At 60.2% G+C, this 26,778-nt stretch carries 20 protein-coding genes and 3 pseudogenes; 5 read left to right on the top strand and 18 right to left on the bottom strand.

Annotation, left to right across the window (positions count from 1 at the left end; all coding sequences use genetic code 11):
- Nucleotides 1-7: 7 nt before the first annotated feature.
- The 6 genes and pseudogenes from G9E11_RS12250 to G9E11_RS12225 form a co-directional block, all read right to left on the bottom strand.
- Entirely contained in the window at nucleotides 8-1,861 is a 1,854-nt protein-coding gene (locus G9E11_RS12250) for a DUF262 domain-containing protein (RefSeq protein ID WP_190606121.1), read from the bottom strand.
- Nucleotides 1,862-1,914: 53 nt separating this feature from the next.
- A complete protein-coding gene (locus G9E11_RS12245; protein WP_190606118.1) occupies nucleotides 1,915-3,642 on the bottom strand; it encodes a TroA family protein in 1,728 nt (575 codons plus the stop codon).
- 12 nt (nucleotides 3,643-3,654) lie between these two features.
- Nucleotides 3,655-5,775: a BREX system Lon protease-like protein BrxL gene (gene brxL, locus G9E11_RS12240; protein WP_246468920.1), complete on the bottom strand. Its 2,121-nt coding sequence runs from the start codon at nucleotides 5,773-5,775 to the stop codon at nucleotides 3,655-3,657.
- A gap of 32 nt (nucleotides 5,776-5,807) precedes the next feature.
- The gene (gene pglX, locus G9E11_RS12235) at nucleotides 5,808-7,943 is read right to left on the bottom strand and encodes a BREX-1 system adenine-specific DNA-methyltransferase PglX (RefSeq protein WP_311764376.1); all 2,136 of its coding nucleotides are present in this window, start codon (nucleotides 7,941-7,943) and stop codon (nucleotides 5,808-5,810) included.
- Nucleotides 7,918-8,205, bottom strand: a pseudogene (locus tag G9E11_RS12230) (transposase); the annotation flags it as partial. The gene pglX and the pseudogene G9E11_RS12230, both read right to left, overlap by 26 nt.
- A gap of 60 nt (nucleotides 8,206-8,265) precedes the next feature.
- The gene (locus tag G9E11_RS12225) at nucleotides 8,266-9,087 is read right to left on the bottom strand and encodes a putative protein N(5)-glutamine methyltransferase (protein ID WP_190606112.1); all 822 of its coding nucleotides are present in this window, start codon (nucleotides 9,085-9,087) and stop codon (nucleotides 8,266-8,268) included.
- Between the two features lie 215 nt (nucleotides 9,088-9,302).
- Here G9E11_RS12225 and G9E11_RS12220 point away from each other — a divergent pair, with 215 nt between their 5' ends.
- From G9E11_RS12220 to G9E11_RS12210, 3 genes and pseudogenes are all read left to right on the top strand, one after another.
- Nucleotides 9,303-10,346 carry a lactonase family protein gene (locus G9E11_RS12220; protein ID WP_190606109.1) on the top strand — a complete coding sequence of 348 codons (1,044 nt, stop codon included), beginning with the start codon at nucleotides 9,303-9,305 and terminating at the stop codon, nucleotides 10,344-10,346.
- 159 nt (nucleotides 10,347-10,505) lie between these two features.
- Nucleotides 10,506-11,816 (top strand): annotated as a pseudogene (locus tag G9E11_RS12215) (alpha-amylase family glycosyl hydrolase); the annotation flags it as partial.
- 176 nt (nucleotides 11,817-11,992) lie between these two features.
- Complete coding sequence (locus tag G9E11_RS12210; protein WP_203219249.1) at nucleotides 11,993-13,807, top strand: tape measure protein; 1,815 nt, start codon at nucleotides 11,993-11,995, stop codon at nucleotides 13,805-13,807.
- Nucleotides 13,808-13,865: 58 nt separating this feature from the next.
- Here the strand turns inward: G9E11_RS12210 and G9E11_RS12205 are convergent, their stop codons facing one another.
- The 9 genes from G9E11_RS12205 to G9E11_RS12165 all read right to left on the bottom strand — a co-directional run bounded on the left by G9E11_RS12205 (nucleotide 13,866) and on the right by G9E11_RS12165 (nucleotide 19,069).
- Nucleotides 13,866-14,321, bottom strand: coding sequence for a hypothetical protein (locus G9E11_RS12205; protein WP_190606107.1), 456 nt, complete (start codon nucleotides 14,319-14,321; stop codon nucleotides 13,866-13,868).
- 62 nt (nucleotides 14,322-14,383) lie between these two features.
- A complete protein-coding gene (locus tag G9E11_RS12200; RefSeq protein ID WP_190606105.1) occupies nucleotides 14,384-15,247 on the bottom strand; it encodes a hypothetical protein in 864 nt (287 codons plus the stop codon).
- A 17-nt stretch (nucleotides 15,248-15,264) separates the two neighbouring features.
- Nucleotides 15,265-15,513: a hypothetical protein gene (locus tag G9E11_RS12195; RefSeq protein ID WP_190606104.1), complete on the bottom strand. Its 249-nt coding sequence runs from the start codon at nucleotides 15,511-15,513 to the stop codon at nucleotides 15,265-15,267.
- On the bottom strand, nucleotides 15,510-15,713 hold the full coding sequence (locus tag G9E11_RS12190) for a hypothetical protein (RefSeq protein ID WP_190606102.1): 204 nt from the start codon (nucleotides 15,711-15,713) through the stop codon (nucleotides 15,510-15,512). The genes G9E11_RS12195 and G9E11_RS12190 overlap by 4 nt, the downstream gene beginning before the upstream one ends.
- 93 nt (nucleotides 15,714-15,806) lie before the next feature.
- A complete protein-coding gene (locus tag G9E11_RS12185) occupies nucleotides 15,807-16,022 on the bottom strand; it encodes a hypothetical protein (protein WP_190606100.1) in 216 nt (71 codons plus the stop codon).
- Nucleotides 16,023-16,026: 4 nt separating this feature from the next.
- Nucleotides 16,027-16,233 carry a hypothetical protein gene (locus G9E11_RS12180; RefSeq protein WP_190606097.1) on the bottom strand — a complete coding sequence of 69 codons (207 nt, stop codon included), beginning with the start codon at nucleotides 16,231-16,233 and terminating at the stop codon, nucleotides 16,027-16,029.
- Between the two features lies 1 nt (nucleotide 16,234).
- Nucleotides 16,235-16,459 (bottom strand): hypothetical protein, encoded by a 225-nt coding sequence (locus G9E11_RS12175; protein ID WP_190606094.1) that lies wholly within the window; start codon nucleotides 16,457-16,459, stop codon nucleotides 16,235-16,237.
- Nucleotides 16,460-16,485: 26 nt separating this feature from the next.
- Nucleotides 16,486-18,762, bottom strand: coding sequence for a phage/plasmid primase, P4 family (locus G9E11_RS12170; RefSeq protein WP_190606092.1), 2,277 nt, complete (start codon nucleotides 18,760-18,762; stop codon nucleotides 16,486-16,488).
- Nucleotides 18,763-18,856: 94 nt separating this feature from the next.
- Nucleotides 18,857-19,069 carry a hypothetical protein gene (locus G9E11_RS12165; protein ID WP_190606090.1) on the bottom strand — a complete coding sequence of 71 codons (213 nt, stop codon included), beginning with the start codon at nucleotides 19,067-19,069 and terminating at the stop codon, nucleotides 18,857-18,859.
- A 1,227-nt stretch (nucleotides 19,070-20,296) separates the two neighbouring features.
- Here G9E11_RS12165 and G9E11_RS12160 point away from each other — a divergent pair.
- Nucleotides 20,297-20,653, top strand: a complete 357-nt coding sequence (locus G9E11_RS12160) for a hypothetical protein (protein ID WP_190606088.1) — start codon at nucleotides 20,297-20,299, stop codon at nucleotides 20,651-20,653.
- A 134-nt stretch (nucleotides 20,654-20,787) separates the two neighbouring features.
- On the opposite strand, the gene G9E11_RS12155 is transcribed toward G9E11_RS12160, so the two are convergent.
- The gene (locus tag G9E11_RS12155; RefSeq protein WP_190606086.1) at nucleotides 20,788-22,212 is read right to left on the bottom strand and encodes a recombinase family protein; all 1,425 of its coding nucleotides are present in this window, start codon (nucleotides 22,210-22,212) and stop codon (nucleotides 20,788-20,790) included.
- 28 nt (nucleotides 22,213-22,240) lie between these two features.
- Between G9E11_RS12155 and G9E11_RS12150 the strand changes: the two are divergent.
- Nucleotides 22,241-23,803: pseudogene (locus G9E11_RS12150) on the top strand (pullulanase X25 domain-containing protein); the annotation flags it as partial.
- A gap of 70 nt (nucleotides 23,804-23,873) precedes the next feature.
- Here G9E11_RS12150 and malQ read toward each other — a convergent pair.
- Both malQ and G9E11_RS12140 read right to left on the bottom strand, forming a co-directional pair.
- Complete coding sequence (gene malQ, locus G9E11_RS12145) at nucleotides 23,874-26,120, bottom strand: 4-alpha-glucanotransferase (RefSeq protein ID WP_190606084.1); 2,247 nt, start codon at nucleotides 26,118-26,120, stop codon at nucleotides 23,874-23,876.
- 192 nt (nucleotides 26,121-26,312) lie between these two features.
- A complete protein-coding gene (locus G9E11_RS12140; protein WP_190606081.1) occupies nucleotides 26,313-26,651 on the bottom strand; it encodes a hypothetical protein in 339 nt (112 codons plus the stop codon).
- Between the last annotated feature and the right edge of the window lie 127 nt (nucleotides 26,652-26,778).

Raw genomic sequence — 26,778 nt, 5'->3', positions numbered from 1 at the left:
CAAGCACCTACTCAACGTCCCAGATTCGCCTGGACAGCTCAAAAAGCAACCTGTGACGCTCTTCAACTTCATCAGGCCCGAAGCCGGGAAGGGGACGAAAATTTAGCCCTTCACGGCGGATGAATTCCTGAAAGTCGAGTTTAGCTTTATAGGTGTCATCTCTGAGCGTTTCATTCCAATACAGAGTGTTAGCGTATGACCTGAGCTTGTCATCGTAAGGCTCGTTACTGCTTGAGATGTTGTCCCGCCCTCTAAGCAAGAGCACGGCTCCCAGACGGTTTCGCTCCACCTCGAAGAACTCCTCGTTTCCACCGAACAGTGCGACGTTCGCATCGTTGCGTGAAAGCACATGCTCGATGTGAAAACCGCTCTTGGCACCTGTCCTCGAAACGAGGTCGTATATAGGATGCTTCATACCCCGACCCATGCCCTTAGCCAGGTACCGCTCCACACGGCCGAAGAAGTAGCGAGCAAACCGGCTTGTCAACCTGTCTACGCTTATCGAACGGAAGAGCTGATAGCTGAAAAGCTCAGTCGTGCCGGTCTTCCTACGCTCTTCGAGCTCGGCCAACAGTTGCTGATCCATCAAGTGCCGAATCTTATCCGCAGGCTGGTTTCTGATGGCTGCACTGATCTCGTAGATACGGCCGACAAATTCGTTTGAATCGTATTGGCCCTGCAGCCTCAACAAGGAGAAAGCTCGATCTAATCCCTCTGACACCAGGGAAATCTTTTCGTCTTCCTCGGGATCATCAACTGTGCAAGCTGACATGATTAACTGCATCTGTGAGTCGAGATCGTTAAGGCGGCCGTTGAAGAACACCGCCGGGAAGTCGCCCGTCTCAGTCTCCGCCAAAGCACGAATACGGTGATACAAGCTTGAAAAGTACTGGAAATCACTTTTTAGGAATGCCTTGACTGCCGAGGCATTGTGATCCAGATGGAGCGTATCGTTCATGTCCTTCTTGAACATTTCCCGGTGGTAGTCGCCGTCAAAACGGACTCCCAGCCCTCGGGTGTCAGCGAACTTGGCTTTGAGCCATGACCGGAAGAAGCCATCGATGGTGTCGGCGCCAAAGCGGTTGAGGCTCTCTACCTGTCCATCCCAAAGTTCATTGAAATGCCCCGCGGCTAGCTCGCCTTTGTCTATCTGCCCTAGCAACTTTCCCTTTAGAATTTCGTGAGGTTTGAGCCGTACGCCGCGATCGTTAATGACTTCGAAGACCATAGGCACATGCGTCGTGTCGACGGAAAGATTGATCAGCACAAGGCGGAACAAGAAGTAATGGACGAAGACCTCAAACTTGCGCTTGCCCTGAATTTTCGCATCCAAGATTTGGGAAATTACCTGGTAGTTGTTGACCAGGTTCTCCGCAGTCACTCCCGAGCTCACGTCAATCGACGACAGTTCTTCCCCTTCGAGAAGCGCCCTCATGACCTGAACATGTCCTTCGTGATTCATCCAGAAAGACCGTTCCATACCTGAGTGCCCAGCAATTCGGTTTTCGAGCCACGGGCGAGTCTGTGACTCATACTCCTGAGCCATATGCGCGAGTTTGATGAGGGTCAGCGTCAGCGTTGTAAGCCGTTGTTGTCCGTCGACTACATAGACACGGCCCCCGACAGTGTTGGTCACATACGTGTTCAAGTAGTACCAAGGGTAGTGTGAGTCGATGTTCGCCCGATTGGCGTCAAGATCTGGGTTCTTCTTCCACGACTCTTCGAACTCGTACAAGATGTCGTCGAAAAGTCGCTGAACCGGCTCCTCACCCCATTTGTAGCTGCGCTGGTAAAAATCGATGTGGTACACCGTGTTGGAGAAGGTTTGGTCGAGGTTTTGTTTCTCCGGCTGAATTTCCAATGGCACCTCTCTCAGATCGAACGCCGTCAGGTGCCCCTCATCGGACTCCAGGCTCAGTATCTAGCCGTCGTCAAGTGTTCACCTATATATCCGATGTAAACATAGCCATCCGATTGGGCGCTGTCATGGAGGTACATACGCGGCGCGCCGGCACGGCCGTTTAGTAAGGCAATATGCGTCGTCATAACAATCGTCCCGCTTGGTGAAGCAGCCGAAGGCACACTCACGGTCCTCTCGGCCATCATCCTGGGATTGCTCTGCACGGTTTCACTTTCCGTGGGCCTGTAACCTAAGACTCGAGCACGGCCGCGGTGACCGCCGTCATTGATGTACTGATAAAGGCCGCCTCCAGTCCACGTCCCAGTAACCGTCAGGTTCGCGTAATCATGGAAAGCAGCGAGGGCATCCCAGGCTTTGTGGACAGCAATGGCTATGTTGGGGTGCTCGTCCAACGCCACGGCCGGGTCTTTTCGACCCACAAAACGAATGCGGTCGAACTCCCCAATCCTTTCCAAGAGGTCATAGAACGAATCGGGGTAGGCAGTCCTTTCCGACTCGTCCAAAGGCGCGTAGGCATCCCCTACCGCCTGCAGGTTTATCAGTCGGCGGCGTAGAGCATCAACCAGGTCTTGAGAGGTTTCTGCTCGGGCAGCCAGTTCAGCCGACTCGAGCTCCATCACCTGGATGGTTTCCTTTAGATCGTCGACTTCTTCCATTAGCCGGACGGCTTCCTCCAAAGCCACCAATGCGTCATGTTGTTGGCCTTGGAGTTGCGCGGCCAGCTTCGCATTGAGCGCGATAAGATTTTCAACATTTCCAGAGGCCTGAGCATTCTCGTTTTCGCGTTCCAGCTCCTGAAAGTCGGCGAGCGGCTGGAAGCGCTGGCTGCGCAGCAGCCCGTAGTCAACCTCCCGAAGTGTCGCCGGCAGCCGAAGCTGTGAGAGGCGACGTACCTCCGAGTTGCGGAGCATTCGAGACAGGCCGCGGGGGTTAGCGGTAACGATGCGGTGCTGTGATAAGTACTTGTGGCGATATGCATCCGACAGATCGCCAAGCTTTACAGCTGGCAAAAACGTCCGCAGGGATCCAGCACGGAGCCAGTGCGTCTTCGCAACGCCGTTGAACGAGGAGAGCAGTCCTGGGTCCAGGATGTAGCTCGTTGCCATGCCTTCAGTGCCGTGGATCATTTCTTTTGTGGATTGTGCCCACTCGGCAGATGTGACGCCCTCCGGAGGGGTGGTCACAAACGCTGCACCGATCCGCTTTTCATCCTGCAAGATGGTGAGTAATTCTTCCAGATGCGTTCGGCTTGCGATCATCAGGGGATCGGAGAAAGGTAATGCAGATCCATCACTAGTCTCCACCGCCTCGATGAGAGCTTTGATGACACGGGGCGTTCCAGACTGCTGGGTCTCAAGGACCTCGTCGCCGCGCCTGTTTGTATAGCGCAAAGTTGGACTGTCGATGTCAACCCACAGTCGAGCCTGCTCCTCACCACGGACTACGGTGATTGAAGTCACCGCAACCCTGTTCTCTGCGCGCACGCCGGTAAACCACTTGGGCTCGTCCCAGTGTTCCCGGAGCTGCCAGCGCCGGCTGGTGACGTGATCGTTGACCCAGTCCGCGCGAGAAATCTCCCTGCCGTTGTTAAATAGCGTTCCCGCTTCCGTTACTACGGGCAGACCTTTGCTCTGGAGCCACTCGTTAACAACGCGCTCCACATCGTCCACGAGTGACTCGGTGGGCTCGACTCCGAGGATGGAACGGTAAGAGATGGGCATAAATTTCCTCGGCTAGCTGGTGGACTCGGGGACGGAAGTGCGCTGATAGATCACGTTGAATGATCTAACTTTGCGGAATTCCTGGACGCTCTGTCCCAACTCAAAGGACTTCTCTGGTTTCTCGAAGATGTCGAGCCCACGGCCTAGCGAAATGTCCCAACCTGTATTTATCCTCACCCAACGGTCATGCAGATCAGCTGCCTCGACTAGTTGGACATCCATTTTGATGCCAGCAGCCTCTACCGATCCCTTGATCTGAAGGAGGTCTCCAAGTTGCTTCTGCGCGAAGCCCGGATCGCTGTCCTGAACAGTCTTCACCGCGAGGCTAACCTCGTCGCCCGGCTGGATCCTTTTCGCCCACGTTGCTACGAAATCGATCAGATTCCGCATTTGGTGACTCGCTCTGATGTATGGGTCTTCAATAACCACGCTGGTGGCACCGTCGAGGTATGGGCCGAAGATCCTCTCGTAGCTCGCCCCCGTCTGGCCGTTTTGGAAGGTGAGCATCTTTCCGAGCTCCGTTGTTGCCGGTCCGTCTGCAGCGGCCGGCTGAGCACTCGCCGCTTGGTCGTTCTCCCCTCGAGTGCTTGAACCTGTCTCAGTGCCTGGCAAAGCGGTACCTTTTTCAGGTACTCGATCCTCACCCCCCCGGTAATAGATCGTTGGATAGAGGAGCTCCTCTGCCGTGGCAACCTCTCGCCATTCCCCTTCGGGTGTCTCGTATCCAAACCTTACAGTCGACATTGTCTTATCGATGCGGAGAATCTGGTCTTTCACCCGCTTGCGGCCTTCTATGGCGAGTTGCAGGATCTCCTCAATTTCCTCCGCAGTCGCCTGACCATGCGGGTAAAGAATCTTCATTAGACCGGAGAACGTCTTGTGGATCCCGTCGCGGTCCCGTGTCGAGATGTCGGACGACAGCACGAAATGCTCTTTATACCGATCTGAATAGTCATACACCCGCTGGGACTTCAGGATCTCGGCGATGTAGTCCACGACGAAACCATAACCCGACGAGAACATCTCACCCCTGATGATGTCGACTTCCCATCCGGGGATATAGTGGTGCAGCCTGTCCAGAAAGGCCGCGTCATGATACGACGGCGGCAGCTCGTCAAAGAGGTCCGCGTGCTTGAGCATGTGCGGGACGGTGTGCTGTGTGTTCCCCACAAAGACCATTGACGCTTCAGCACCAAGAGTTTCAACTCCTCGAGAAAACGTCTTGTTGGCCATGTAGTTCTTCATGATGTCGACGAGCGCTTTGTCCGTCTTCTTTGTCTTGCCGGCAAACTCGTCGAAGGCAACGGCGTCCCAGTACCCGACGAGCCCAAGTCGGCCGTTGGCATTGTTCACGAACAGCTTGGGAACGGTGATCTCCCCGCCCGAGATGAGCATGCCGTGAGGTGAGAATTCCGAGTAAATGTGGGACTTGCCCGTTCCCTTAGGACCCAGTTCAACGAGATTGTAGTTACGTTCACAATACGGGATGAGCCGCACCAGTTGAGTGAGCTTGGCACGACGATTAAACAACTCCGGGTTGAACCCAATGGATTGGACGAGGAGGTCTACCCACTCCTCAGTACTGAACTCGGCGCGTGCCGCGAGATATTCTTCCACGTCAAAGTTCGACAGCTGGATTGGTTTCAGAGAGCCAAGGATCCAGGGGATTTGCTTGCTATCCAAAGGATGGTCGTACTCAACGTCAGCCAGGCACCAGACCCCGCTGACCAGTAACTTTGGATGTTGTTTCACAGTGGACGAGTCAACCAACACCCGCGATATGCCCAGGTTGGCAAACGAAGCTTCGTAAACGTCGTCCTTGTCGTTGAGTGTCACACTGATCTTGTCGATGACTTTGTGGCGGCCCCGTTCGCGGATGGTGGAACGAACAAGCTCTGACTCATTGCGGTGCACGTAATGGTCAGCAAGGATCCGGCGGACTGATTCGATGCCGGTCTGAATTGTTGCCTCGTCGTCAGTGGCACAATACTGGCCGAGCAGGTACTCCAAAACGTAAGACGGGACGATGGCGTTGCCTTTGACGGTCTTCACCAAGTCCTTACGCACAACTGAGCCAGCAAAAACCCTATTGATCTTTTGATCAAGATCATTCATGGTGTTCCCCTCGTCCATGTGCAATCCGTTGCCAGTGAGTGCAGCCACCATTAGAAGCCCGTGTATTTGTTGTTAAGGGCGGCGCCGAACTTGGGATAGTTGGCCTTGACCCCGTCATCCAGGTCAATCTCGATCTGTTCGGTCGCCAGCGGGTATAGCACGTTCTGCTCCCACTCCTCCAACTCCAGCAGGACCTTCCCGATCTGCTCGGATTCCTTCCGGGCAGCCGCCTGCTCCTTCACCGTCGACACCATCGACACTGCCACCTGCTCCACATTCGTCCGACGGGCCCTCAGCTTCGCCTGGAACTCATGGAGGTAGTCGTTCAACACCAGGCTCACCGTGTCCGGCCGGTACCGGTGCATATAGATGAGCGCATTAAAGGAGCCCTTCGGCGAGGAGAACAACCAGTAGATCGGGCGCTTCTTGTACCGCTGGACGTGGTCCTTGTAGAAGTCCTGAACAAAATACTGCCGAATGTCCTTACCCAAAGCATCCTCGACGAACCGAAGGTTCTCCTCAAAATGCTCAGCACCAAAGGACACCTTCAGGAATTCCCGGAACCGCTCAACAATGTCATCCTCGAACCAGCTGTCAGACAGGACCGGAAGCACGTTGTCCTCATCGGGCATGAATGACGGCGAAACGACCTTCTCCAAGTAGTCCGCTAATGACTCGTTTTGGTTTGCCAATACCAGGCCCGGATTGTCCAGACTGTAGCGGCCAAACATGCAACCTACAGCGTACGAAATTAGATCGCGAACGTAGCCGGTCCGCTGGAACTGATCCGCATCTGCCGGGTCGGCCAATGAAAACCTGTTAGCGGAATTATTGGAAAGAGTGATGTCCTTGAGGGATCGTTCGTTGTGTAAGCCCTCGGTGAGTCCGAAACGAGCATTGTGATTTCTGTCATTTTCAAGTTCCAGTCTAAGAGACTGTAGGGACAATTCGCTCCACGTGCTGGCCAATGCATCGACGGAAGTCGCGAGGGACTGACAGGAAGCGCCCTCTGACATGAGCGGACTTGCCCGGAACTCCCACGAAATTTCCGAAGAGTTCCAGTCGATCCTGTGTATCTCGATTAGTCGAGACGCAACTTCCGCTGCGCTCGAGGCGTCCTCGTCCGAGGGCGCTGGTAGATCCGCTATATCACCGGCCTGAATATTCATCGTCGGTGCTATGGCCTCCAGAGCCAAGGTGGCAGCGTTCGAATTCAGATATGAAGTCAGTTGCAGGAGCAGCTCGCTTCCATCCACGAACGCCGACATTCCCGCGCCATCAAAAATAAATCCCGGGGGGAAGTATCTAAACGCTGGGCGACCGGCTCCGATCTTTGACCAAGACACACACGACCTGAAATAATAATCCCGCGAAGGGAGTTTATTTCCCTGTTGCGCCAATATGAGATAGTTCTCCCGGTCAAAAGATATAACAGACTGCTGATTGCCATACCATCGACGAGCAGTTCCGCCCTTGTTATAGGGAAACCACTTCCGTCCGGAGTCGTGCGCTTCATCTAGCGAACCCATGTTGGGCCCAAAGTCTGCAATATTGACTTCCCACCATTCGCGAATGAAACGGCCGTTATCTCCGGTATTCATGCCACATCGTGAGTCAGCGATGGTTCCGACCGCCGGCCTATCCAAGAATGCAGATCTGAGGCTGGGCCCTATCCAGTAGGCTATGGGAGCGTTGGGCAGTGCTAGAAAGTCGCGGCCTGACATCCAAAATACATTATCCGAGGAGGGGTCTAGTGCGGCTTTCCTCAATGCATGGGACTTTTTCAACTCGTTGACTTCGGCCACCAACCGAACATAGGATCCTGCAAGGCCAGGTGCGCCAGCGTTATTAGCCACGAACGCGGCTGTAGAAACCACGTCACCGCCAATTGAACCGAACCCGTTGGTACCGAGATGAGCCATTGAACTTATGGCGCAATCCTTGAGCAAATTTGCCCGCAGGCGCCGGTATCCAGAAAGGAACATCCATGAGTGCATAGTCACGAGGGCGGACAACCCGTGAATGGCTAGGAATTCACGATTCCTCTCGATGAACATGGCGTACAGGTCGGACTTCGAATCGGGGTATTCACGTTTGGCAAACTCGGCGAGTTTGGGTCCCATGTTGCCGGAGCCCATGTAGGGGGGGTTGGCGACGAGCTGCGGCTTTTCCCAGGAACTCGTTATCCATCCGCAGCTGCGCGTTTTCCCGGCGCAACCGCTCGAGCTCCGACTTCTCTGTCTCCGCCGCCGCGAACTCTTCAGGGGCCGCCAGACGCGCCCGTTCCTGGGCCACCCACCGTCCCAGCAACTGCTCACCCAGACCCAGCTCCCTAGCCACCGGTGCGACCGGCCTGTCTGTATCAATCACCAGGCGCGCGGCCTCCCGCCGGTACTCCGGAGTGAATTTACGTCGTGTCGTGCTCACAAGAACACCTTCCCGCAGAATCCAAGGATCCCGCTACTTCAGGTGTCCACCAACAGAGGTTAACCCCAGAGCTTCTAGGGGTTACAGCAGTTGCCCTATCACCACTGTCGCGTCCAACTCAGCCGACATTGCGATCCGAGGGTTCAGGCCCCCACCGACCATGGCCGCGGCTGTGTCCGGAGCCTGCAGCCGGCTCGTTTCAATGAGTAGGTGCCCGCCTTGCCTGAGCCAGGCACCCGCTCCCGCAATCACCCGGCGCTGGATGTCGAGGCCGTCGGGCCCTCCGTCGAGCGACACCCGCGGCTCGTGAACTCGTGCCTCATGAGGCATGCTGCTAATGGAAGCCGTGGGTACATACGGCGCATTGACCGCCAGCATGTCAACGTTGCCTAGCAGCCGGGCGGGCAGCGCGGCGTACAGGTCACCCTCATGGACCACACCGCCCGCTGGCAGGACGTTGAGGCGGGCACAGCGCACTGCGGCAGGGTCGACGTCGGAGGCGTGCACCTCAATCCCCGGGACCAGCGCCGCCAACGCGGTGCCCACAGCTCCGGAGCCGCAGCACAGGTCAACAACAACTGGCGTGGCCGATGGTGATCTCTCCGCGGCCCCTGCCCCCGCGTCACCTAGGAGCGCAGCTGCCTCGCGGGCCAGCAGTTCCGTCCGGCGCCGCGGCACAAATACTCCGGGCCCGACCCTGATCCGCAGGCCACAAAACTCTGCCCAGCCGAGAATGTGCTCGAGCGGAAACCCCTCGACCCGCCGCTGCAAGGCGTCGGCCAGCTCGCTGGGGGCGAGGCCAGCGGAAAGAAGGAGGTCCGCTTCATCTTCGGCAAAGACACAGCCGGCGGCGCGCAGCCTGCCGATGACGGTGGAGCGGGAGAGCAATGATTGAACAGGCATGGAGGCGTCCTTCGGTTGAATGATGGGCGCTCCTCCGTGCATACGTCCGACTAGCCTTGGCGGTCCGTGAGGCGGCGGGCAGGAAGAACCCAAGCTGGAATTGCGTGAATTGTTCTCACCTCCCGTAAGTTCAAACGTTCCCAGTCCTGAAACTGGCTCTGCAAAAATCCATGTTATCCGACACCCAATCCAGCAATTATTGGCAGGATGGGACCATGACCCACAGCGAAGCCCACACGCTCATCTGGACCGGCTCCTACACTGCGGACAGCGGCGGCCACGGTGCCGGGATCGGGGCCGTATCGGCCAACGCTGACGGGACGCTCACCTGGCGGGGTACGGCGGCAAAGGCGGACTCGCCGTCGTTCGTCGCTGTGCACCGGCAACTCCCGATGGTTTACGCCGTCGGGGAGAACGCCAAAACCGTTCAGGCGTACCGGCGGCGGGGAGAGTTCGGCCTCGAAGCCGTCGGCAAGCCCTGGCCGGCAGGCGAAGCCGCCTGCCACGTCAACGTCGATCCGCAAGGCAAGTTCCTGATTGTGGCCTGCTGGGGCGACGGCCAAGTGTTGCTGTACGAACTGGGGGACGACGGCGGCATCGCCCGCCGCCTTCCGGCGGCACCATCCAGCGATCCGCACCGGGACGATCGCCCAAGCCGTGCCCACGCCAGCCTGGTACTCGCAGACGGCCGCATCATGACCACCGACCTCGGCCACGACCTCCTCCGCGTGTGGAACCACGTCCCCGCAACGGGCCTGGCGCTGGACCACGAGGTGGTGCTTCCGAAGGACAGCGGTCCCCGCCACCTGGTGCAGCACTCCAATGGAACGGTGTTCGTGGTCTCGGAGTATTCCATCGAGGTCTTCGCGGCCCGGGCAGCCTCGTCATCAGGGAAGTTCGAACCGGTCCGCCAAGGTCCCGCCACCTCCGACGGCGCGAAGGACGGGGACTCTGCGGCCGAAATTGCCTTGTCGGCGGACGGGCGCTTCGCCTACGTCGGCATACGGGGATCCAACCGCATCAGCGTGCTGGAAGTGACGCCGTCGGCGGAGGGCAGTCTGCTTAGCCCGGTCTGCGACTTCTCCAGTGGTGGCGACTGGCCCCGCCACCACCTGGTCCACGGCGAATGGCTTCACGTAGCCCATGAGCGCTCCCACGACATCACCACCTTCCGCCTGGACTCCCGGACCGGCCTTCTGCAGGGCGCTATTGACCGCCTCGTTGCGGGTTCCCCCACGGCCCTGATTGTGGCAAGCTAAACCGCAATCGACAAAACCAATACAAGATATGTCATTTCCAATACAGCCTCGTCACAGGAGCTGTGGCAGGTGAACTGGCTTGCGTTGGACGCGTCGGCACCCAACGGATTCCGGGCATTCCCACCCGGACAAGCAGCGTTGTTTCGCGGAAGGTCCAACATGCTCACCGTCCCTCGCTTGAATTTCCTGCGCCTGAATTCCTCGCGCCGCGCCGGCGTTCGCACCAAGTCCGCCCGAACAACTCTGGCGGCAGCGGGGGCAGCCGTCCTGGTGGCTGCGTCGGCCGTCCCCGCGCCGGCCCTGCCAACCACAGCAGCCCTGCCAACCAAGGCATCGGCCCAAGCCGCGGCCGCCACCAAAACCCCGGGCCCGCCGTCGGGCACTAAACCCGGAACAAGTGCCCATTCGCTCCGCACTCCCGTCACGGGCGAGAATTTCTACTTCGTCATGGCGGACAGATTCAGCAACGGCAACACCGCCAACGACCAGGGCGGCCTGGGATCGGACCCGATGGTCTCCGGCTTCGACCCCACCCGCAAGGGCTTCTACAACGGCGGAGACCTGAACGGCCTGCTGGACAAGATCGATTACATCCAGGGGCTAGGGACCACGGCGATTTGGCTGACGCCGAGCTTCAAGAACAAGGCGGTCCAGCCCGAGGACAACTCCGCCGGCTACCACGGCTACTGGGTGACGGACTTCACCCAGATCGATCCGCACCTGGGCACCAACGCCGAACTGAAAGCGCTGATCGACGAGGCGCACTCGCGCGGCATGAAGGTGTACTTCGACATCATCACCAACCACACCGCGGATGTCATCGGCTACAAGGAGGGCGCCCGCACCGGCTACGTCTCCAAGGACAGGGAGCCGTACCGCACCGCCTCGGGCAACGCTTTCGATGATCGGGATTTCGCCGGCCAGGCGGACTTCCCGAAGCTCGACGCCGGGACCTCCTTCCCGTACACCCCCGTGCTTGATCCGGCGGAACAGCACCTCAAGGTTCCGGCCTGGCTCAATGACCCGACGCTCTACCACAACCGCGGCGACACCACCTTCGCGGGCGAGAACTCCTTCTATGGCGATTTCTTCGGCCTTGACGACCTGTTCACCGAACACCCGACGGTCGTGGCCGGCATGACGGACATCTACGAGACGTGGATCCGGGACTTCGGCGTGGACGGGTTCCGCATCGACACGATGAAGCACGTCAATGACGAATTCTGGCAGCAGTTCGGGCCCGACGTCCTCGCCTACGCCAGGGAGCACGGCAAGGACGAGTTTTTCATGTTCGGCGAGGTCTTCGACACGTCCAAGAGCTTCACCTCCCAGTTCACTACCCGCAACAGGATGCAGGCGGTCCTCGACTTCCCGTTCCAGGATGCAGCCCGCAATTTCGCCTCGAAAAGCCAGAACGCCAAAGCGCTTGAGACGTTCTTCGCCGCCGACGACTGGTACACGGACGCGGATGACATTGGTTCCAAACTCCACTCCCCACCGGGCGTCTGTTGCGAACCATTCTCGCTAAAATGGATGAGGGAACCCCCTGCCGCTGAGGCAAGGGGTTCTTTCGTTTAACGCCCTCCTCGCGGACGGACCATCTCTGCGAGTAGGGGAACTCACCTCATTCCCCTCAAGGAGCACCCATGGCCGCCGAACTCGGCACCGCATTCATCTCAGTCAGTCTCAACACGTCGGGCTTGTCCGGCGAAATCCGTCGGGCGTTCAGCAGCGTCGACGGCGTTGGAGCCCAGGCAGGGTCCAAGACAGGCAAGTCAGCCAGCGGCGGCTTTATGTCCGGCGTGATGGGCGGTCTCATCAAGGGAGGCCTTGCCGGTGCAGCAGTCGGTGCCGCAGCAGCTGTCTTTAGTCCCTTCGTAGAAGAAGCCGCCAGCGCGTCTGACGCCGCCGACAAGTTCAAGGCTTCCCTCAGCTTTGCCGGTCTCAGCACCAAGGAGATCGACGCAGCCACCAAGGCCGCGAAGGGCTACGCCGACCAGACGGTCTATGACCTGCCGACCATCCAGAACATGATGGCCCAGCTCGCCTCCAACGGCGTCAAGAACTACACAGGTCTGACGACAGCAGCAGGCAACCTGAACGCTGTCGCCGGTGGTAACGCCGACACCTTCAAGTCCGTTGCCATGGTGATGACCCAGACTGCTGGAGCCGGCAAGCTTACGACTGAGAACTGGAACCAGCTCGCCGATGCCATTCCTGGCGGCGCAGGTCAGCTGCAGAAGGCTCTCCAGGCTTCAGGCGCTTACACAGGCAACTTCCGCGACGCCATGTCAAAGGGTGAGATCACTGCCCAGGAGTTCAATGCCTCCCTGCTGAAGCTCGGCTCAAGCCCTGTCGCTGTAGAAGCGGCCCAGTCGACGAAGACCTTCGAGGGTGCTCTCGGCAACCTGAATGCGACGATCAACTCCGGTCTGATGGTCGTCCTGGACGCCATGAAGCCAGCTATCACCGGAGCAGTCAACGGACTGTCTACCGGCATAGGGATGATCGGACCGCTGATCAGTTCCATGCAGCCAATACTCCAGAGGTTCGGCGCGGGGTTTGTGGGTGTCTGGTCCGCCATTCAGCCGCTGGTCAACGCCCTCATCACTACCCTGACGCCGGTCGTGAGGGGCCTCATGCCTGTCTTCAGCACTGTGTTCAAGACAGTCGTCAGCGTCGTGACCGGTGCGATGGGAATCATGAAGTCCATCATTCAGACGGTTACGGCCCTTATCAAGGGCGACTGGAACGGTGTCTGGAACGGTATCAAGAACATCCTCCAGGGTGTGTGGGGTGTCATCAAGAGCATCGTCTCGGGCGCGATCACTGTAGTGAAGCTGAACATCCAGAACGTGACCGGTGTCATCAAGGGCATCTGGGAGGGGATCTGGAATGGGATGAAGGGCCACCTGGACTCTGCCTGGTCGGGAATCAAGACCGGCGTGTCGAACGGCATCGGCGGCATGATGGGCTTTATCCGGGATATTCCCGGGAAGGTGACCGGCGCACTTGCCGGCGCTGGAGGCTGGCTCGTCGGCATTGGTAAGAACATCATCCAGGGTCTGATCGACGGTATCGGCTCCATGATGGGGTCCATCGGCCGGGCGATCCTGAACATCGTCCCTGCCGCGATCCGTGGGCCGTTCGAGCAGGCCCTGGGGATCCACTCTCCGTCGAGGGTATTCAAGGGCTATGGCGTCAACATCGGTGAGGGTCTGATCCTCGGTGTTGACAAGATGGAGGGGAAGATCAAGAACTCTATGGAGAACATGGTCTCCCTGCCGTCCGTGAAGCCTCCCAAGGCATTCCCAGACCTCGCTGCTTTCGGAGGAAACGCAGGCTCGTCTGCCTCTGGCCCCCTCGGCGCCGGGACGAACATCAACTTTTCCATGCCCGCGCTGGACCCGGAGGGATACGCGTCGGCAGTCGCTCGCAGGATGAACTCCATGGTGGTGTAACAAGACTTTCTGAGGGGGAAAGGGGAAGAGCCCCGAGCATTGCGCTCGGGGCTCTTCTTTACTTTCGGTAGAGGGGAGTGCTTGTGCCGTCCCAGTCAATCGTGGTCAGGACACCAGTGCGGGTGCGGTAGCGGTCAGGCTTGGCCTTCTTGTTCGGGGCTACGGCTGTGAAGTCCCTCTCGGAGACATTCCCGAGCCGGTGAGTCACTACCTTGCGCTTGGTAGGAGCTACTGTGCGCCCCTGGCGTTCTCGGGCTTCCCTGGTGTTGCTCCGCTTGCTGTTGCAAGAGCGGTGGGCCGGGTGGAGCTTCGCACCGCGCAGGAGTGATCCACCTGCTGCCAGCTCTTCTTCATGGTCGGCAGTGAATGACAGCGGGTGGGTGTATTCCACGTCGAAGAGGATTGCCTCACCACAGATCCAGCACGGCAGGTTGTTCTTCTTGGCGTAGGCCTTCATCGCCCTGGTGCGCTTCTGCCACTCGGTGGTGTTGCGCGGATTCTTCTTGACTTCCATTGGAGCCTTTCAGCTAGAGAAGAAGGGCCGCCGGCTTTCACCGGCGACCCTCCGTGAGGGATCTAGAGGACTGTGTAGCTCAGAGCAACCTGCTCTTCGTAGTCCGGGGAATCGGGATCGACCGTGATCGGACGGGAGCCGCCGAAGCCGTCTGTTCCGCGGACATACCGGGTTTCCAGGGGACCAGGGCGACCCTGCTCGGCAGCACGGTTCCGGAACTCTTCCAGGGACTCGACCGGCGCGATGCGGGCTCCCATCTGCAGCAGGGCTGCGAACCGTCCTGCACGGCCACACTCGCCGTCCCATACCGTGAAGACAGGGCGCTTGCGCTCAAGGTGGGTGGCATCTACGACGAGATGAAAGAGGTTCTCACTTGTCGGCTGGATGCCGAGCAGTTCGGCAGCGGCTGCCAGCGATGTGAGGGCTTCTTCAACCAGGAAGTTGAGGCGAGGGGCATCGTTCCACGCCTTGCGCTGCTCGTTGTCCTCGATAGCGATGACCCGCTCCGGAATGAGATCCGGATCGCACAGCTGGACTGCACTTTCCAGGTTTTCGGCAGCCTCGGTCAGGACGTCTCCGAGACGGACCAGGTTCGCTTCGGCAGAGGTTTCCTTGTACTCGCTGCGAAGAGTTGCGAGGACCTGACCGGCAACACGCTGCCGGACTTCAGCGCGGGCCTGGGCGTCAGCCGCGACCTCACCCAGGGCAAGGGTAACCAGGTTCTCAACGTCCAGCGGCTTCTTGCCGGAGCCTTCCAGGACGAAGTCAGAAAGCTTGCCGATAGCGGCAGTCTCAGAGACGGCCGTCACCTGCTCGAAGCGGTTGCGGATGCCGGTGAAGGTGTCGCTGACCTTGGCAGCACCACCAGCAGTCACGGTGTCGATGGAGCGGAAGAAGGCGTTGAGGACAGAGAGGGAGTCGTACATGAGGGGATTCCTTTTCGTTACAGGGGGTTGTCGATGCCGCGGTCGCGGGAGGTGATGGTGTTCATGGTGGTGGCGTCGAAGCCGAGCTTGCTCGCCAGGCCTAGCAGGAGAGTGTCTTCGTTCAGTCCGGCAGGGGTTCCACCGGTTGCTGATGCTGGCTGCTGCTGCTGCTCGTTCTCGTCGTCCTGGGGAGGCTCTTCGATGCCTTCGATCTTGCGCTGCAGGAGCTCCTTGAGCTCTGAACGGGAGAGGGGCTGCTGTGTCATTTCGTCTCCTGCTTGATTTCGATGACATGGTGCGAGACAAACGTGCGGATTTCGTGGTGACCGCTTTTGAGGAACTTGAGTTCCAGGTACGAGATCCTCATGTTTTTCGGCTTGCAGGAGATCACTTCGACCTGCGAGCTGCCGAGCTTGAAGCGGTCGCCCGCCTCAAGCTGCCGGATTGGTTTCTTGGACTTGGTCAACGCAGAGGTATCCCTTCTGGTAGTGAATGTGGAGTGTGATGGGGTCAGGCAGTCGGTCGTGGTCCCAAGCGGGGTGGTTCTCCGCAGGAGGGACTAGCAAGACCCCTGGATCTTGTAGAGGGTGAACTGCTGGGTCCAGTGGAAGAGGCGCGTTTCCTCACTGCTGTCAGCCAGGTCGCGCAGTTTGACGGCGATGATGTTCCCCCAGACCAGAGGGGTCACGTCCAGGACCGAGTGCACAGTCAGCTTGTCGTCGGGGCGGATGAGATCTCCAGCGCTGAGATGCCAGGCGATTTTCATTCGAGACATGGGGTTAGTTCTCCTTGTTGGTGATGGGGCATTCGGGCGTGTGGGTCGCGGTGACGAGCGCCAGCTGGGGTGCCTGCGGAGATATCTCGACAGTCGGGGTGCACCACCGGCAGCCGTCGATAGCGTCGTGGCCGTCTGAGAGCTTGATGTTCAGCAGGGAATCGTGTGTGATCGGGTGGCCATAGACCCAGAAGGTCTCTTGCTGAGGCAACTCAGGACTCCGTTTCGATCATCAAGTCGAGGAGGTCGCGAGCGGCCTCGTAGTCCCCTTCGTGGATGTAGCCCCAGACGCCGCCGAGCCCGAGGCCGGTCTCTTCGGCCAGCTTCTCGGTATCTCGGATCAGCAGGTACCAGCGGATGCGCTCAGCACGGGGGTCGGTCTTGTCGTTCAGTCGATCTCGCCAGTAGGCGGACTTCTCGATGGGGGTAAAAGCCATGGTCATGTCCTTTCAGGTGGTGAGGGTTAGTGGGTGCCGGCGTACTGCCGGGATTCCAGGCTGTTGAGGGTGATGAAGTTCTCGACCCAGAAGGTGTCTGCCAGGCGGAAGCCGGGGATATGGCGAGGACCCTTTTTCCCATCAGCCGTGATTGGTCGAACATCACTGCCAGTGGGACGAGACCGCAGCCGACTGTTGACTTCACCGATGAGTGACCTCACCTTGTCGGCTGAAAGTTCTGGAGCTCCCTGACCGGCCGTGTTCCAGCGCCTGATCGCTGCTGTGAGGGTTTTCGGGTGGATGTAGTAGTCCTCATCCAGTTCGAGGCACTCATCTGCGAACCTGCTGACCAGGTCTGTCTCTTCCTCCATTGCAGCCCGTGCATCAACCACAGATGCAGGAGTGAGAAGACCTCCGCGTTCGAAGTACTTGATCGCTCCTTGTACCCACCAGGAGAAGGCTTCCTCCATCAAGGCAGGGTCTCGGTCCAGGTCATCCTTGAGGGAAAGATCCCGCTCAGTCACCGGGATGGTGTGTGGGAACTCGATGCGGAAGATGCGCCGGATCAGAGCGTCGTCCAGACCTTCAGGCAGGAAGTTCGCCACCATCCACAGCTTGAACCGTGGGGTGAAGTCAAACGACTGCTTGTAGTGTTCCCGCCCAGTGAGCTTGTCGCCGCCTGTTGCTCGCTTTGTAAACGCCGCGTTCCACTTAGCCGTGTCCTTGATCTCCGACAGGGAGAGGTGGTGGACACCATGCATCCGTGCAACCTCAAGCGGCGCCGGATCTTCTCGACCGAAGAAGGAGCTAACCTGCGCAGTACCCGCCAGATCCCCGAAGAGACCGAAGGACCTCAGCAGAACGGACTTGCCGGATGCCTTCGGACCAATCACTTGGAAGAGAACCTCTTCCTTGATGAGGCCAGTCAGCGAGTAGCCTCCGGCGATCTGGACTGCTTCGCGCATCTCGTCATCCGGGATGGCGGTGGTGATGTAGCTGTTCCAACGACCAGGACGGGCATCGGGGTTGTAGGAGGCCTTGGTGATCCTGGTGTGGTCGTGCTTCTTCGGGTTGAAGGGCTCAACAGCACCGGTGGTCAAGTCCAGGACTCCAGCAGGGGTTGCAACAGACGTGAAGGAGGTGTCAAACTCTTCCGCCGTACGCTTCACCTTGGAGGACTTCCGTGCCAGGCGCTCGATGTTCGCCAGACCAGCTGCCGACCGGGACTGCGTGATCGCCTTGTCGTATTTCTTTTGGGTGTCAGGGTCTGCGACCACAGCTTTTTCCCTCAGCAGGAGTTCAGCGACATCTTCACAGAGCTCGTCGATGTCTTCCTGGACTGCTACGGCCCAGTGGGTTCCCTCAACAGTGGAGTCCACCCAGTCCCCGGTGTCCGTCCGGTAGCGGAGGTGACTGCCGTGCACGTCCAGAAACCTGTCGCGGAAGCCGATCTCATCCAGGCTGCGCAGCTCAAGCTCTTCAAGCTCGTCAGTGTGATCCTGCTTGAAAGCAGACTCGATGCACTTCTTGGCTTCGGCCGCGGGGAAGTTGGCCTTCTGTGCGGCTGCCATGACGAGCAGAGTGACAGCCTGGAGGCCTCCATCGGCGTCACCTGCGTGCTGGCGGCGAAGCCGGCAGGCCCAGCGGAAGAGAGTGTCATCCCGTTTGCCCTCGCTGAGGCCCTCGAAGATACCGGCGACGTCAGTGAGATCCATCTCAGGGGCGCTGGACTCTGCACCGCCACGCTTGAAGATGATGTCCTGGGCGACATCAGCGGGCATCTCGACGAGAGGCAGGTCGTTGTGCCACTGGTAGGAACCACCAGAGATGTGAGTTCCAGGCGCGAGGATCACATAGCCACCGTCGGAGCGGACGTCGACGCTGGTAAGCCAGTTGACGCGGTTAGGGACCGTGAGCCCAGCGGGGTATGAGAAAAACAGATGGCGTCCGTTGCCGCCGGTCCGGGATGTAAGGGTCTTCGGGAGCTCGCTATTACGCTTGGTCTCGTACTCGTCGAAGGAGCCGAAGCCACCAGACTTCTGGTCAATGTCGATGACAATGACGTTGGACTCACTACCAGTTGCGAGGGCCCAGTTGATCCCCTTATCGGCCCAGTTGCGGGACCATTCATCTACAACTGCCGGATCGTTGGAGGCGTCCGATACGCCCTGCCGAGTGCGAGGGTGCTTGCCGGGGCTGCCGCAGTCTTTCTTGCCGCAGGTGCACTTGCCATCAGTGATGCTGTGGCAAGGGAAGATCTTCCAGCCACGGTCCAGGAAGCCGAGAGGCGATACAATTGACACTGGAACCTTTCATTTTTGTTGGGGTGGTTGGCTTCCTTTTTTCCTTGTGGTGAGGGCTTAGGGCTCGGTCTGTTTACTCAGATCGGGCCCTTCCTCATTTGCCTGCATCGCGCTCATCGATGTACCGGACGAGGGACTCTGCTGTGATGAGGATCCGGTCATCCGGGGTGACGATCCAGTCGAGCTTGCCTCTCAGACAGAGGCGGTAGACCGCAGCCGATCCGGTACGCGCCAGGCCGAGTAGGCTGCATACCTGGTACAGATTGAGGGGCCGTGCTCCCGGCTGTCGTAGCTGGTCGAGGTCCATGAATTTCTCCTTTAACGACAAGAAGCCCCAGGATCCCCGTAGGGTTCCTGAAGCTTCCTGAGTTCCTTGTGGTTAGCTCGTGTCGAGCTGATGTTTAAATCATGCCGTGAGAGTTCTGTGGCTGTAAAACGCATGGGAGGCCTGTGTCAGCGTGACGCCGATCACACGCTAAAGAGGACCAAACGACCTGGTCCTTGACTGGTCCTTGGGACCAAAAGACCCACTCCTGGAAGTGGTCCTTGAAGCTTCAACTGCTGCTGATCCAAGGTTCGACTGAGAGGAACTGGTCCTTCAAGGACCAAGGACCGGTCCTGGGACCAGTGGCTCCGGTCCTTGGGAAGGGCTCCCGATGCCTTTGTTTGCAAGGGTTTCTACCTCAAGGACCATAAGGACCAGTCTTTTTCTGGAAGTTGCTGAAGAAAAAAATAGAGAGAGTAAAGAGCCCATAGAGAGGGTATGGATTCTGAACAACCTAGTTCCTGAAAAACAGTGGTCCTTCTGGTCCTTAGCGCAATGGGTAGTGTGAAGGCACCCCTATCCAGGGGCAGCGGCGCGCGCTCACGGCACCTATCACCTGCTGGATACCACCTACCCGGTACCAGCCAGGCACCATGCCGGTAGACCGTGTACCTGCTGGATCATGGCGCGGTACTGTATGTACCTGCTGCCTGGTCATACGACAAAGGCCGGCTATCTCGGGTATGAGACAGCCGACCTCTGCTTGGCGTGATCGATCTTCAGTTATAGGCATGTGGTTCGCCTCATTCTATCGAGGACGTAGGTCGCCGCACCCGGTCGGGGACGGTGGCGCCGGGCGGCGGGTAGCTGTTGAAGCGACGACCTGCTGGTCTTGACGACCTGAGGGCGCCCGGGTGAGACCCCGCCCCCCGGTCGGACCACGCCTTACGGCATACATGCATTTCCCTCCACCACAGAAATATAGTTGTGGATCAAAAAGTTTCCTATAGGTAAACCCTTGCAAACAAAGGCAACCGGGCCCGTTTTGATCTACACCGGCTTGTGGCCACTAACCTGCCCAGGAGACCAGAATCGTTGGCCTGGTGACTCCGTGCCCGCTTGGGTAGGTCCTTGCAAGGGGTCAAGGAAACGGAGAGCCCACAGGACGACCGGTGGCCTGAGTAGTGTTGAGTAGCATTGTTCCCTTCCTCTGTCAAGAGCGGCAGATTTGAACTGTCACCAACGACAACCAGGAACTGAGGAACTGAAATGACTGCTGAGACCGAGACCAAGCCCACCACTTGCAGCGAAGACGGCTGCGAGAAGGCGATCTACTCTAAGGGCAAGTGCCGCGGGCACTATGAGGAAGAGCGCGAAGCCAACAACCCGCTCTGCTCCGCTGCTGGGTGCGACCGCAACTCCTATGTTCGCGGCCTCTGCCGCAAGCACTATGTCTCTCAGCGGTCGACGTCAGCCAAGGTTGGCCTCTCTGCTGAAGATCTTGCAGTCCTTGCTGAGGTCGTAGAGAAGCTTGGCAAGTACAACAAGAAGTCAGCACTGGTGGCGCAGGCCCGCGAGATCCTGGGCCTCCCATCGAGTGTCACTGCAGCAGACGGCACGCCATAATTGAAACATCAAGTCAGGTTTTTTGTCCTTTCTCCCTGGTCTTGACAGGCGCATGATTTTGCCATCATGGTTCCTTGTTGCAAGAGAAGCTTCGAGACTCGTCTCCAATCCGAGTCTCGGAGCTTCTTTTGTTTTCAGCTGACGACTGAGATCCTCTCCCATGCCGTGAGACCCTCTGCCTTCGGGGCGATCACAATACGTCCCACAGTGCGCTTGACGGCAGCATTCCACTGTTCGGTACCCTGCTGCCCTTCGCCGAGCAACTCCAAGCCACGCTGAATCTGGCCTAGATCATCCTGTGGGGACCTGAACCCGCCCAGGTTGGCGCGAGCAAGGTCCAACTGATCTTGCGCGTCCTGGATCGACCGTGCGACCTCGACCAGAGCGTCTTTCACTTCCTCATCAGTCCAGCTGAGACGCACCGCCATCAACTGAAGACCAGCACGCTCCTTCTTCGCAGCATCCAGAGCTACCTCTGCTGTGGCCACAGCAGACCGTGCAGCCTCCAGGGCCTCATCCTCTGAAGGAAGCTCTCCGGCGAGGCGCTCCATCCACCCGTAGAGATACAGGGCCACGTAGTCATCGATGACATCCTGCTGGATGGAGTTTCCCCCACAGATAGAGGAACCTCGCCGCCTGGCATTACACATGCGATAAGCGATCTTCTTGCCGCCGTAATTGACTCCCATTGCTGAGCCGCAACTGCCGCAGAAGATGACCCCGGACAGCCAATAGCCATTGGACTTCGTGCGTGGAGGGACAGAGGCCCGGTCGGCTCTCGCCTTTCGATAAGCAGCCCACGTGTCCTCACTGATGATGGCTTCATGGGCTCCTGCGTGTTCTTCGCCGCCGAACCTGACCTTGCCCGAGTAGACGGGATTGTCGAGCATTCGCTGGACGTTGACGGCCATCCATGAGCGACCGTGCTGTGTGCTGCCAGCTTCCTGCAGGAAATACGCAATGCTCTTAAATCCGGCACCTGCGATGTACTTCCGATACGCCTCCCGGACAAGCTCGGCATCAGCGTTGGGGATGTATCCCTTGTCCTTGTCTCTGTCGTAGCCGAAGAACTGGCGGTGATGCGGGTGGAGGCCTCGACGCAGACGATGGTTGTGCGATTCCTTCCAGACCTCGGCCCTCTGAGTAGCCTCCATCTGCGCCAGTGAGAGCAGGACATCCATCCCGAACTGACCTGCCGCAGATGAGGTATCGATCGGCTCGGTCGCTGCCTGGATGCCTGCGCGCAGGTCCTTCAGTTCCTGGAGGATCATCGCCTGGTGAAGACGGTTCCTCGATACACGAGAGAACTTCCACACGACGAGGACGCTAGCCTTGCCGGTCTTGAGGTCTTCTAGTGCTGCCTGCATACCTGGACGCTGGTCCACGCCCTTGAGCCCTGAGATCCCCTGATCACCATGCACGGCAACAAGCTCCAGATTGTTCCGGCGACAATGATCCTCAATAGCTGACTGCTGGATGTCAAAGCTGATGCTGTCGAGCTTCCTCTTGCTCTGCCGCAGGTAGCCAACGGCCTTGGTCTTCTTGGTATCCGGTTCCATGCCTTGAATATTAGCGTGTGCTTTAGAAACATTGTCCGATTCCAACGTGTACCAACTGCCCACGTTCCTGGGGAACCACGACATGGGCCGGATCGGCAGCTTCATCAGCACCGACAATCCGGACGCGGACGACGCCGAACGCGTGGCACGAGACGAACTCGCCCACGAGCTGATGTACTTGTCCCGCGGAAACCCAGTGGTCTACTACGGCGACGAGCAGGGCTTCACTGGGCCCGGCGGGGACCAGGACGCCCGCCAGACCCTGTTCGCCAGCAAGGTGCCCGACTATCTCGACGACGACCTGCTCGGCACGGACGCCACCCACGCCACCGACAACTTCAACACCGGGCATCCCCTCTATGCCAAGATCCGCGAACTCGCTCAGCTGACCAAGGAGCACCCCGCCCTGCGCGACGGCGCCCACCAGCACCGGTACGCTTCGGACGGGACCGGCATCTACGCGTTTTCGCGCATCGATGCCAAGGACCAGCGCGAGTACGTGGTGGCACTAAACAACAGCGAGGAACCGCAGACCGCGGCTGTTCCCACCTACATTTCCAAACGCAATTACAGCCTCATCTATGGCGACGCCGCCGAAAACACCAGGACCTCAGCCGACGGCAAGCTGACGGTCACCGTGCCGCCATTGTCCGCCGTCGTCTACCAGTCCTCCGGCCGGATTCCCCGCGAGAAGACAGCGCCCACCGTCGCGCTGCAGGCCCCCCTTTCGGCTGCGGCTACCGCCGCGGCCGCCGGGGATAACGGCCGCATCCAGGTGACGGCCGACGTCGACGGCAATTCGTTCTACGAGGTCACCTTTGAGGCGCGGACGCCGGGCGGCAAGTGGGGGCGCGTGGGCACCGATGACACCGCACCCTACCGGGTCTTGCACGACGTGTCGGTGCTGGATCCCGGCACTGCTGTGGAGTACCGGGCCGTCGTCCTGGATAATGCCGGCCGCACGTCTGTCAGCGCTTCCCGATCCGCCGTGGTACCGGACCCGGTGCTGACCATCCAGCAACCGGCCGAGGGCAGCACCGTCCAGGGGAACGTGGAAGTGGTTGCCACGGCGGACCCGGAGAAGGCCAGCCACGTGGTGCGGTTTGAGCGCAGCGCCGCGGGCGGGGGGTGGACAGCCATCGGCTCCGGCGATGATTCGTCGCCGGCGTACACGGTTATGGACGACCTGGCCGCCCTGGGCCTCGCCGACGGTACCGATGTGAAGTACCGGGCGAGGCTGGACGGATCGAACGTGGTAAGCAATGTCCGGACGGTGGTCGTGGGCGCCGCACCACAGCCCGAATCGGTCACTGTGGCGGGAAGCCTGAACAGTGAGATGGGGTGCCCGGATGACTGGCAGCCCGGGTGTCAGGCGGCGTTCATGGCCTTTGATCCGGCGGACCGCCAGTGGAAACTCACGGCAGACCTTCCGGCCGGGCAGTACGAATTCAAGGCCGCTATTAACGGCTCCTGGGACGAAAACTACGGCCAGGACGGCGCGCCGGACGGTTCCAATATCGTGCTGAATCACGACGGCGGGCCGGTCACCTTCCGTTACAGCCACACCACGCACGTCATCACGGCCGGCTAGGCCGCACGGGGCTACTGCCAGCCATGCAGTAGCCCCGCGTCACTGCCATCCGGGCAGCGGCCGCCTGGGCTCAGGCCCGCATGGCCTCCTCGACCGCAGTGAGCAAAGAGTTGAACCTGTCGTCGTCCTCAAGGCTGTCGATCAGCACTGAATCGCCGTCGGAGTTGGCTAGGGGCACCTGCCAGTTGGGGTACTGGGCCGACGTGGTTCCGGGCTGGTTCTGAACCCTCCGTTCGCCGACCGCGTCCACGAGGGCCACCCCGAGAAGTACGGACGGGGTCTGCGCGAGCAGTCGGTGCAGCGCCTCGATGCGTTCCTGTTCCGAGCCGGCGTCGCTGGTCGAAAGGAGGCCGCGCTGCCGGAGCAGGTCCATCATTTTTTCCAGCTTGGCATTGTGCTCCAGGCGCTCCTCCTCCGCAGAACGCTCCAGCAGGCCCAGCGCGTTGCGGAGCGTCACGTGGTCGCCGGCGAGGTAGCCGGCGGTAGGCGGCAGGTCGTGCGTGTTCACGCTGGAGAGGGCCTGCAGCCGGTACCGTTCGGGCGGCAGCGGGGCGTCGCCGTCGTTCTCGAACCACAGGATCGAGGTGCCCAGGATGCCCCGCGCTGCGAGGTAATCCCGGACCCACGGCTCGAAGGTGCCCAGGTCCTCGCCGATCACCACGGCGCCGGCACGGTGAGCCTCCAGGGCGAGGATGCCGATCATGGCGTCGTGGTCGAACCGGACGTAGGCGCCGTCCACCGGCGAGTTCCCTTCCGGCACCCACCAGAGCCTGAAGAAGCCGAGGATGTGGTCCACCCGGATTCCGCCCGAATGCCGCAGCACCGTTGCGAGCATCTCCCGGAACGGCTTGTAGCCTGCCTCGGCAAGACGGGTGGGGTGCCATGGCGGCTGGTGCCAGTCCTGCCCCAGCTGGTTGTACATGTCCGGCGGCGCGCCGACGCTGACGCCGGGAGCGAGGACGCCCTGCAGCGTCCAGGCATCGGAGCTCCGGAGGTCCACGCCGACTGCAAGGTCGTTCACCACGCCGAGGCGCATGCCGGCGTTGCGCGCGGCCTGCTGCGCGGATTCGAGCTGCTCGTCGCAGAGCCACTGCAGCCAGCAGTGGAACTCAATCCGTTCGGCCAGCTCGCCCCTGAGCTTCTCCGCCAAAGGCGAGCCGAGCGCAGCCGCTGGGTCGGTCCAAAAAGGGTCATCGGCGTCGAGATCCTCGCGGAGCGCGCACCAAAGGGCAAAGTCATCCAGGCCCGCGCCGGCCCGGCGGCAGTAGTCCTCAAACGCGAGCCGCCGGGACGGCGAACGGCGTACACCAAAGATCAGCTCCAGCGCGGCCAGCTTGGCGGAGTAAGCCTTGTCCCGGTCAAGCCGGATGGCGTCCTTGTTCAGCTTCCGCGCCTGCTTCATGAGGCTGTGGACCAGGGACTGCTTCTTCGGCTTCAGGTAGGGCAGTTCCGGAATGGCCTCGATCCGCAGGTACAGCGGGTTGAAGAACCGGCGGGTGGACGGTGAATACGGGGACGGTTCCAGGGGCGGCACGGGATCGGCCGCATGCAGCGGATTGACCAGCACGTAGTCGGCCCCGCGCGCTCCGGCCACAGCTGCGAGCTCGGCGAGATCGGCAAAATCGCCCACACCCCAGGACCGCTTGGAACGGACGGAGTAAAGCTGCGTCGCCAGCCCCCAGCCCCGGCGCTGCTCCAGGTCGGCCGCCGTGGACAGCCGGGCGGGAGTCACCACCAGCGTGGCCTCCGCAACCACTCCGGCCGCCTCGGCACGCAGGGTGTGCCACCCCAGGCCGGTGTTCTGGGGCACGGCAAAGGTGGCCCGGCCGGTCAGAGTGCCGTCCACCTCGCGGGGCTCCACCCAGACGTCCTCCTGGACAGCCTCCAGCTCGCGCCCGTCCTCGGTGACGGCCCACATCCTGACCGGCGAACCGTGCGGAACATGGACGCTCACCTGCCCCGGCGTGCCTTCCTGAATTACGACGGCGGGCGGCAGCATCCGGCGCCATGGCGCCAGTTCCGCCTCGGCCAGCTCGTGCTCGATAAGCTGGTCCGTGCGGGCGTCGACTCCCAGCGCCGCAAGGACGCGGATCAGGGTGCCGGCCGCTACGTCATGCGGCTCCCCGTCCCACCCCTGGTAGGACGTGCCAACGCCGTACGCCTCCGCCAGCCACCGCAGCAGCTCGGGATTGACGGCGGTGTTGGTCACCGGCATTCCGTTGCCCGCAGGCGCTTCCGAGGGCGAGCGCTCAGTGTCAGTGGTTTCCGGGGAAGGTGTTTCAGGGGAAGTCGCGTGCTGCTGGCTGGGAGCCTTCATATATCCGCCTCGTCTGCTGTAATCGGCCCGAAACTAACGCTGCTGCCCGTTGCGGCCGGCCGTTTCAGCACCCCCGCAACTGCTGGTTCCGATTATTGCAGGCTACGGTGGCTGTCCCGGACAGAGAGCCTGGTGGGTGTCGTGGGCTTACTCGTGATCAGGCCCGGCCGAGCCTCCCACCGCGGCCAGGTCTCAGGCGGCAGTGCAGGCCTTCTGAAGTTCACGGACAGAATCGCTCGGAACCTGGTCGCCGGCCTGGGCGATCGCCTTGAGGGGTCCGGTGATTTCGGCGGGGACTCCAGCGGTCTCGGCGCCGGCCACAAGGCCCGCGAGTGCCGCCTTGTCCGAGGCGCTGACCAGGCCGTCTTCAACCAAGTTGCAGATCTGTCCCTTTACCTGCCCGGCCGCGGCATTGGCAACCTGGGAGACCGCCGAGCTTGCCGCGTTCTGGGCTGCCTCCTCGGCCTGGGCGCAGCCAGCCAGCAGGACAACAACAGGAAGCATGGACAGGGCGAGGAGGCTGCGTTTCATGATCCCACCCTAGCAACGGTGCCCCGGGAACTCCGGCGGCCGAAGGCTGCCCTCGGGGCCCGCCACGCCCACCCCTCGGTAGGCACCGACAACGGTGTCTAGATCGCCCGCCGTGGTGAGTTATCGC

Source organism: Arthrobacter ipis, assembly GCF_014694315.1.
Lineage (GTDB): Bacteria > Actinomycetota > Actinomycetes > Actinomycetales > Micrococcaceae > Arthrobacter > Arthrobacter ipis.
This window is presented reverse-complemented; position numbering and strand designations above follow the sequence as displayed.

Coding starts and splice junctions, on each gene's coding strand:
- G9E11_RS12245 (WP_190606118.1), bottom strand. CDS start 3,642: ATGCCCATCTCTTACCGTTCCATCCTCGGAGTCGAGCCCACCGAGTCA.
- brxL (WP_246468920.1), bottom strand. CDS start 5,775: ATGGACGAGGGGAACACCATGAATGATCTTGATCAAAAGATCAATAGG.
- G9E11_RS12225 (WP_190606112.1), bottom strand. CDS start 9,087: ATGCCTGTTCAATCATTGCTCTCCCGCTCCACCGTCATCGGCAGGCTG.
- G9E11_RS12220 (WP_190606109.1), top strand. CDS start 9,303: ATGACCCACAGCGAAGCCCACACGCTCATCTGGACCGGCTCCTACACT.
- G9E11_RS12210 (WP_203219249.1), top strand. CDS start 11,993: ATGGCCGCCGAACTCGGCACCGCATTCATCTCAGTCAGTCTCAACACG.
- G9E11_RS12205 (WP_190606107.1), bottom strand. CDS start 14,321: ATGGAAGTCAAGAAGAATCCGCGCAACACCACCGAGTGGCAGAAGCGC.
- G9E11_RS12200 (WP_190606105.1), bottom strand. CDS start 15,247: ATGTACGACTCCCTCTCTGTCCTCAACGCCTTCTTCCGCTCCATCGAC.
- G9E11_RS12195 (WP_190606104.1), bottom strand. CDS start 15,513: ATGACACAGCAGCCCCTCTCCCGTTCAGAGCTCAAGGAGCTCCTGCAG.
- G9E11_RS12185 (WP_190606100.1), bottom strand. CDS start 16,022: ATGTCTCGAATGAAAATCGCCTGGCATCTCAGCGCTGGAGATCTCATC.
- G9E11_RS12175 (WP_190606094.1), bottom strand. CDS start 16,459: ATGGCTTTTACCCCCATCGAGAAGTCCGCCTACTGGCGAGATCGACTG.
- G9E11_RS12165 (WP_190606090.1), bottom strand. CDS start 19,069: ATGGACCTCGACCAGCTACGACAGCCGGGAGCACGGCCCCTCAATCTG.
- G9E11_RS12160 (WP_190606088.1), top strand. CDS start 20,297: ATGACTGCTGAGACCGAGACCAAGCCCACCACTTGCAGCGAAGACGGC.
- G9E11_RS12155 (WP_190606086.1), bottom strand. CDS start 22,212: ATGGAACCGGATACCAAGAAGACCAAGGCCGTTGGCTACCTGCGGCAG.
- malQ (WP_190606084.1), bottom strand. CDS start 26,120: ATGAAGGCTCCCAGCCAGCAGCACGCGACTTCCCCTGAAACACCTTCC.
- G9E11_RS12140 (WP_190606081.1), bottom strand. CDS start 26,651: ATGAAACGCAGCCTCCTCGCCCTGTCCATGCTTCCTGTTGTTGTCCTG.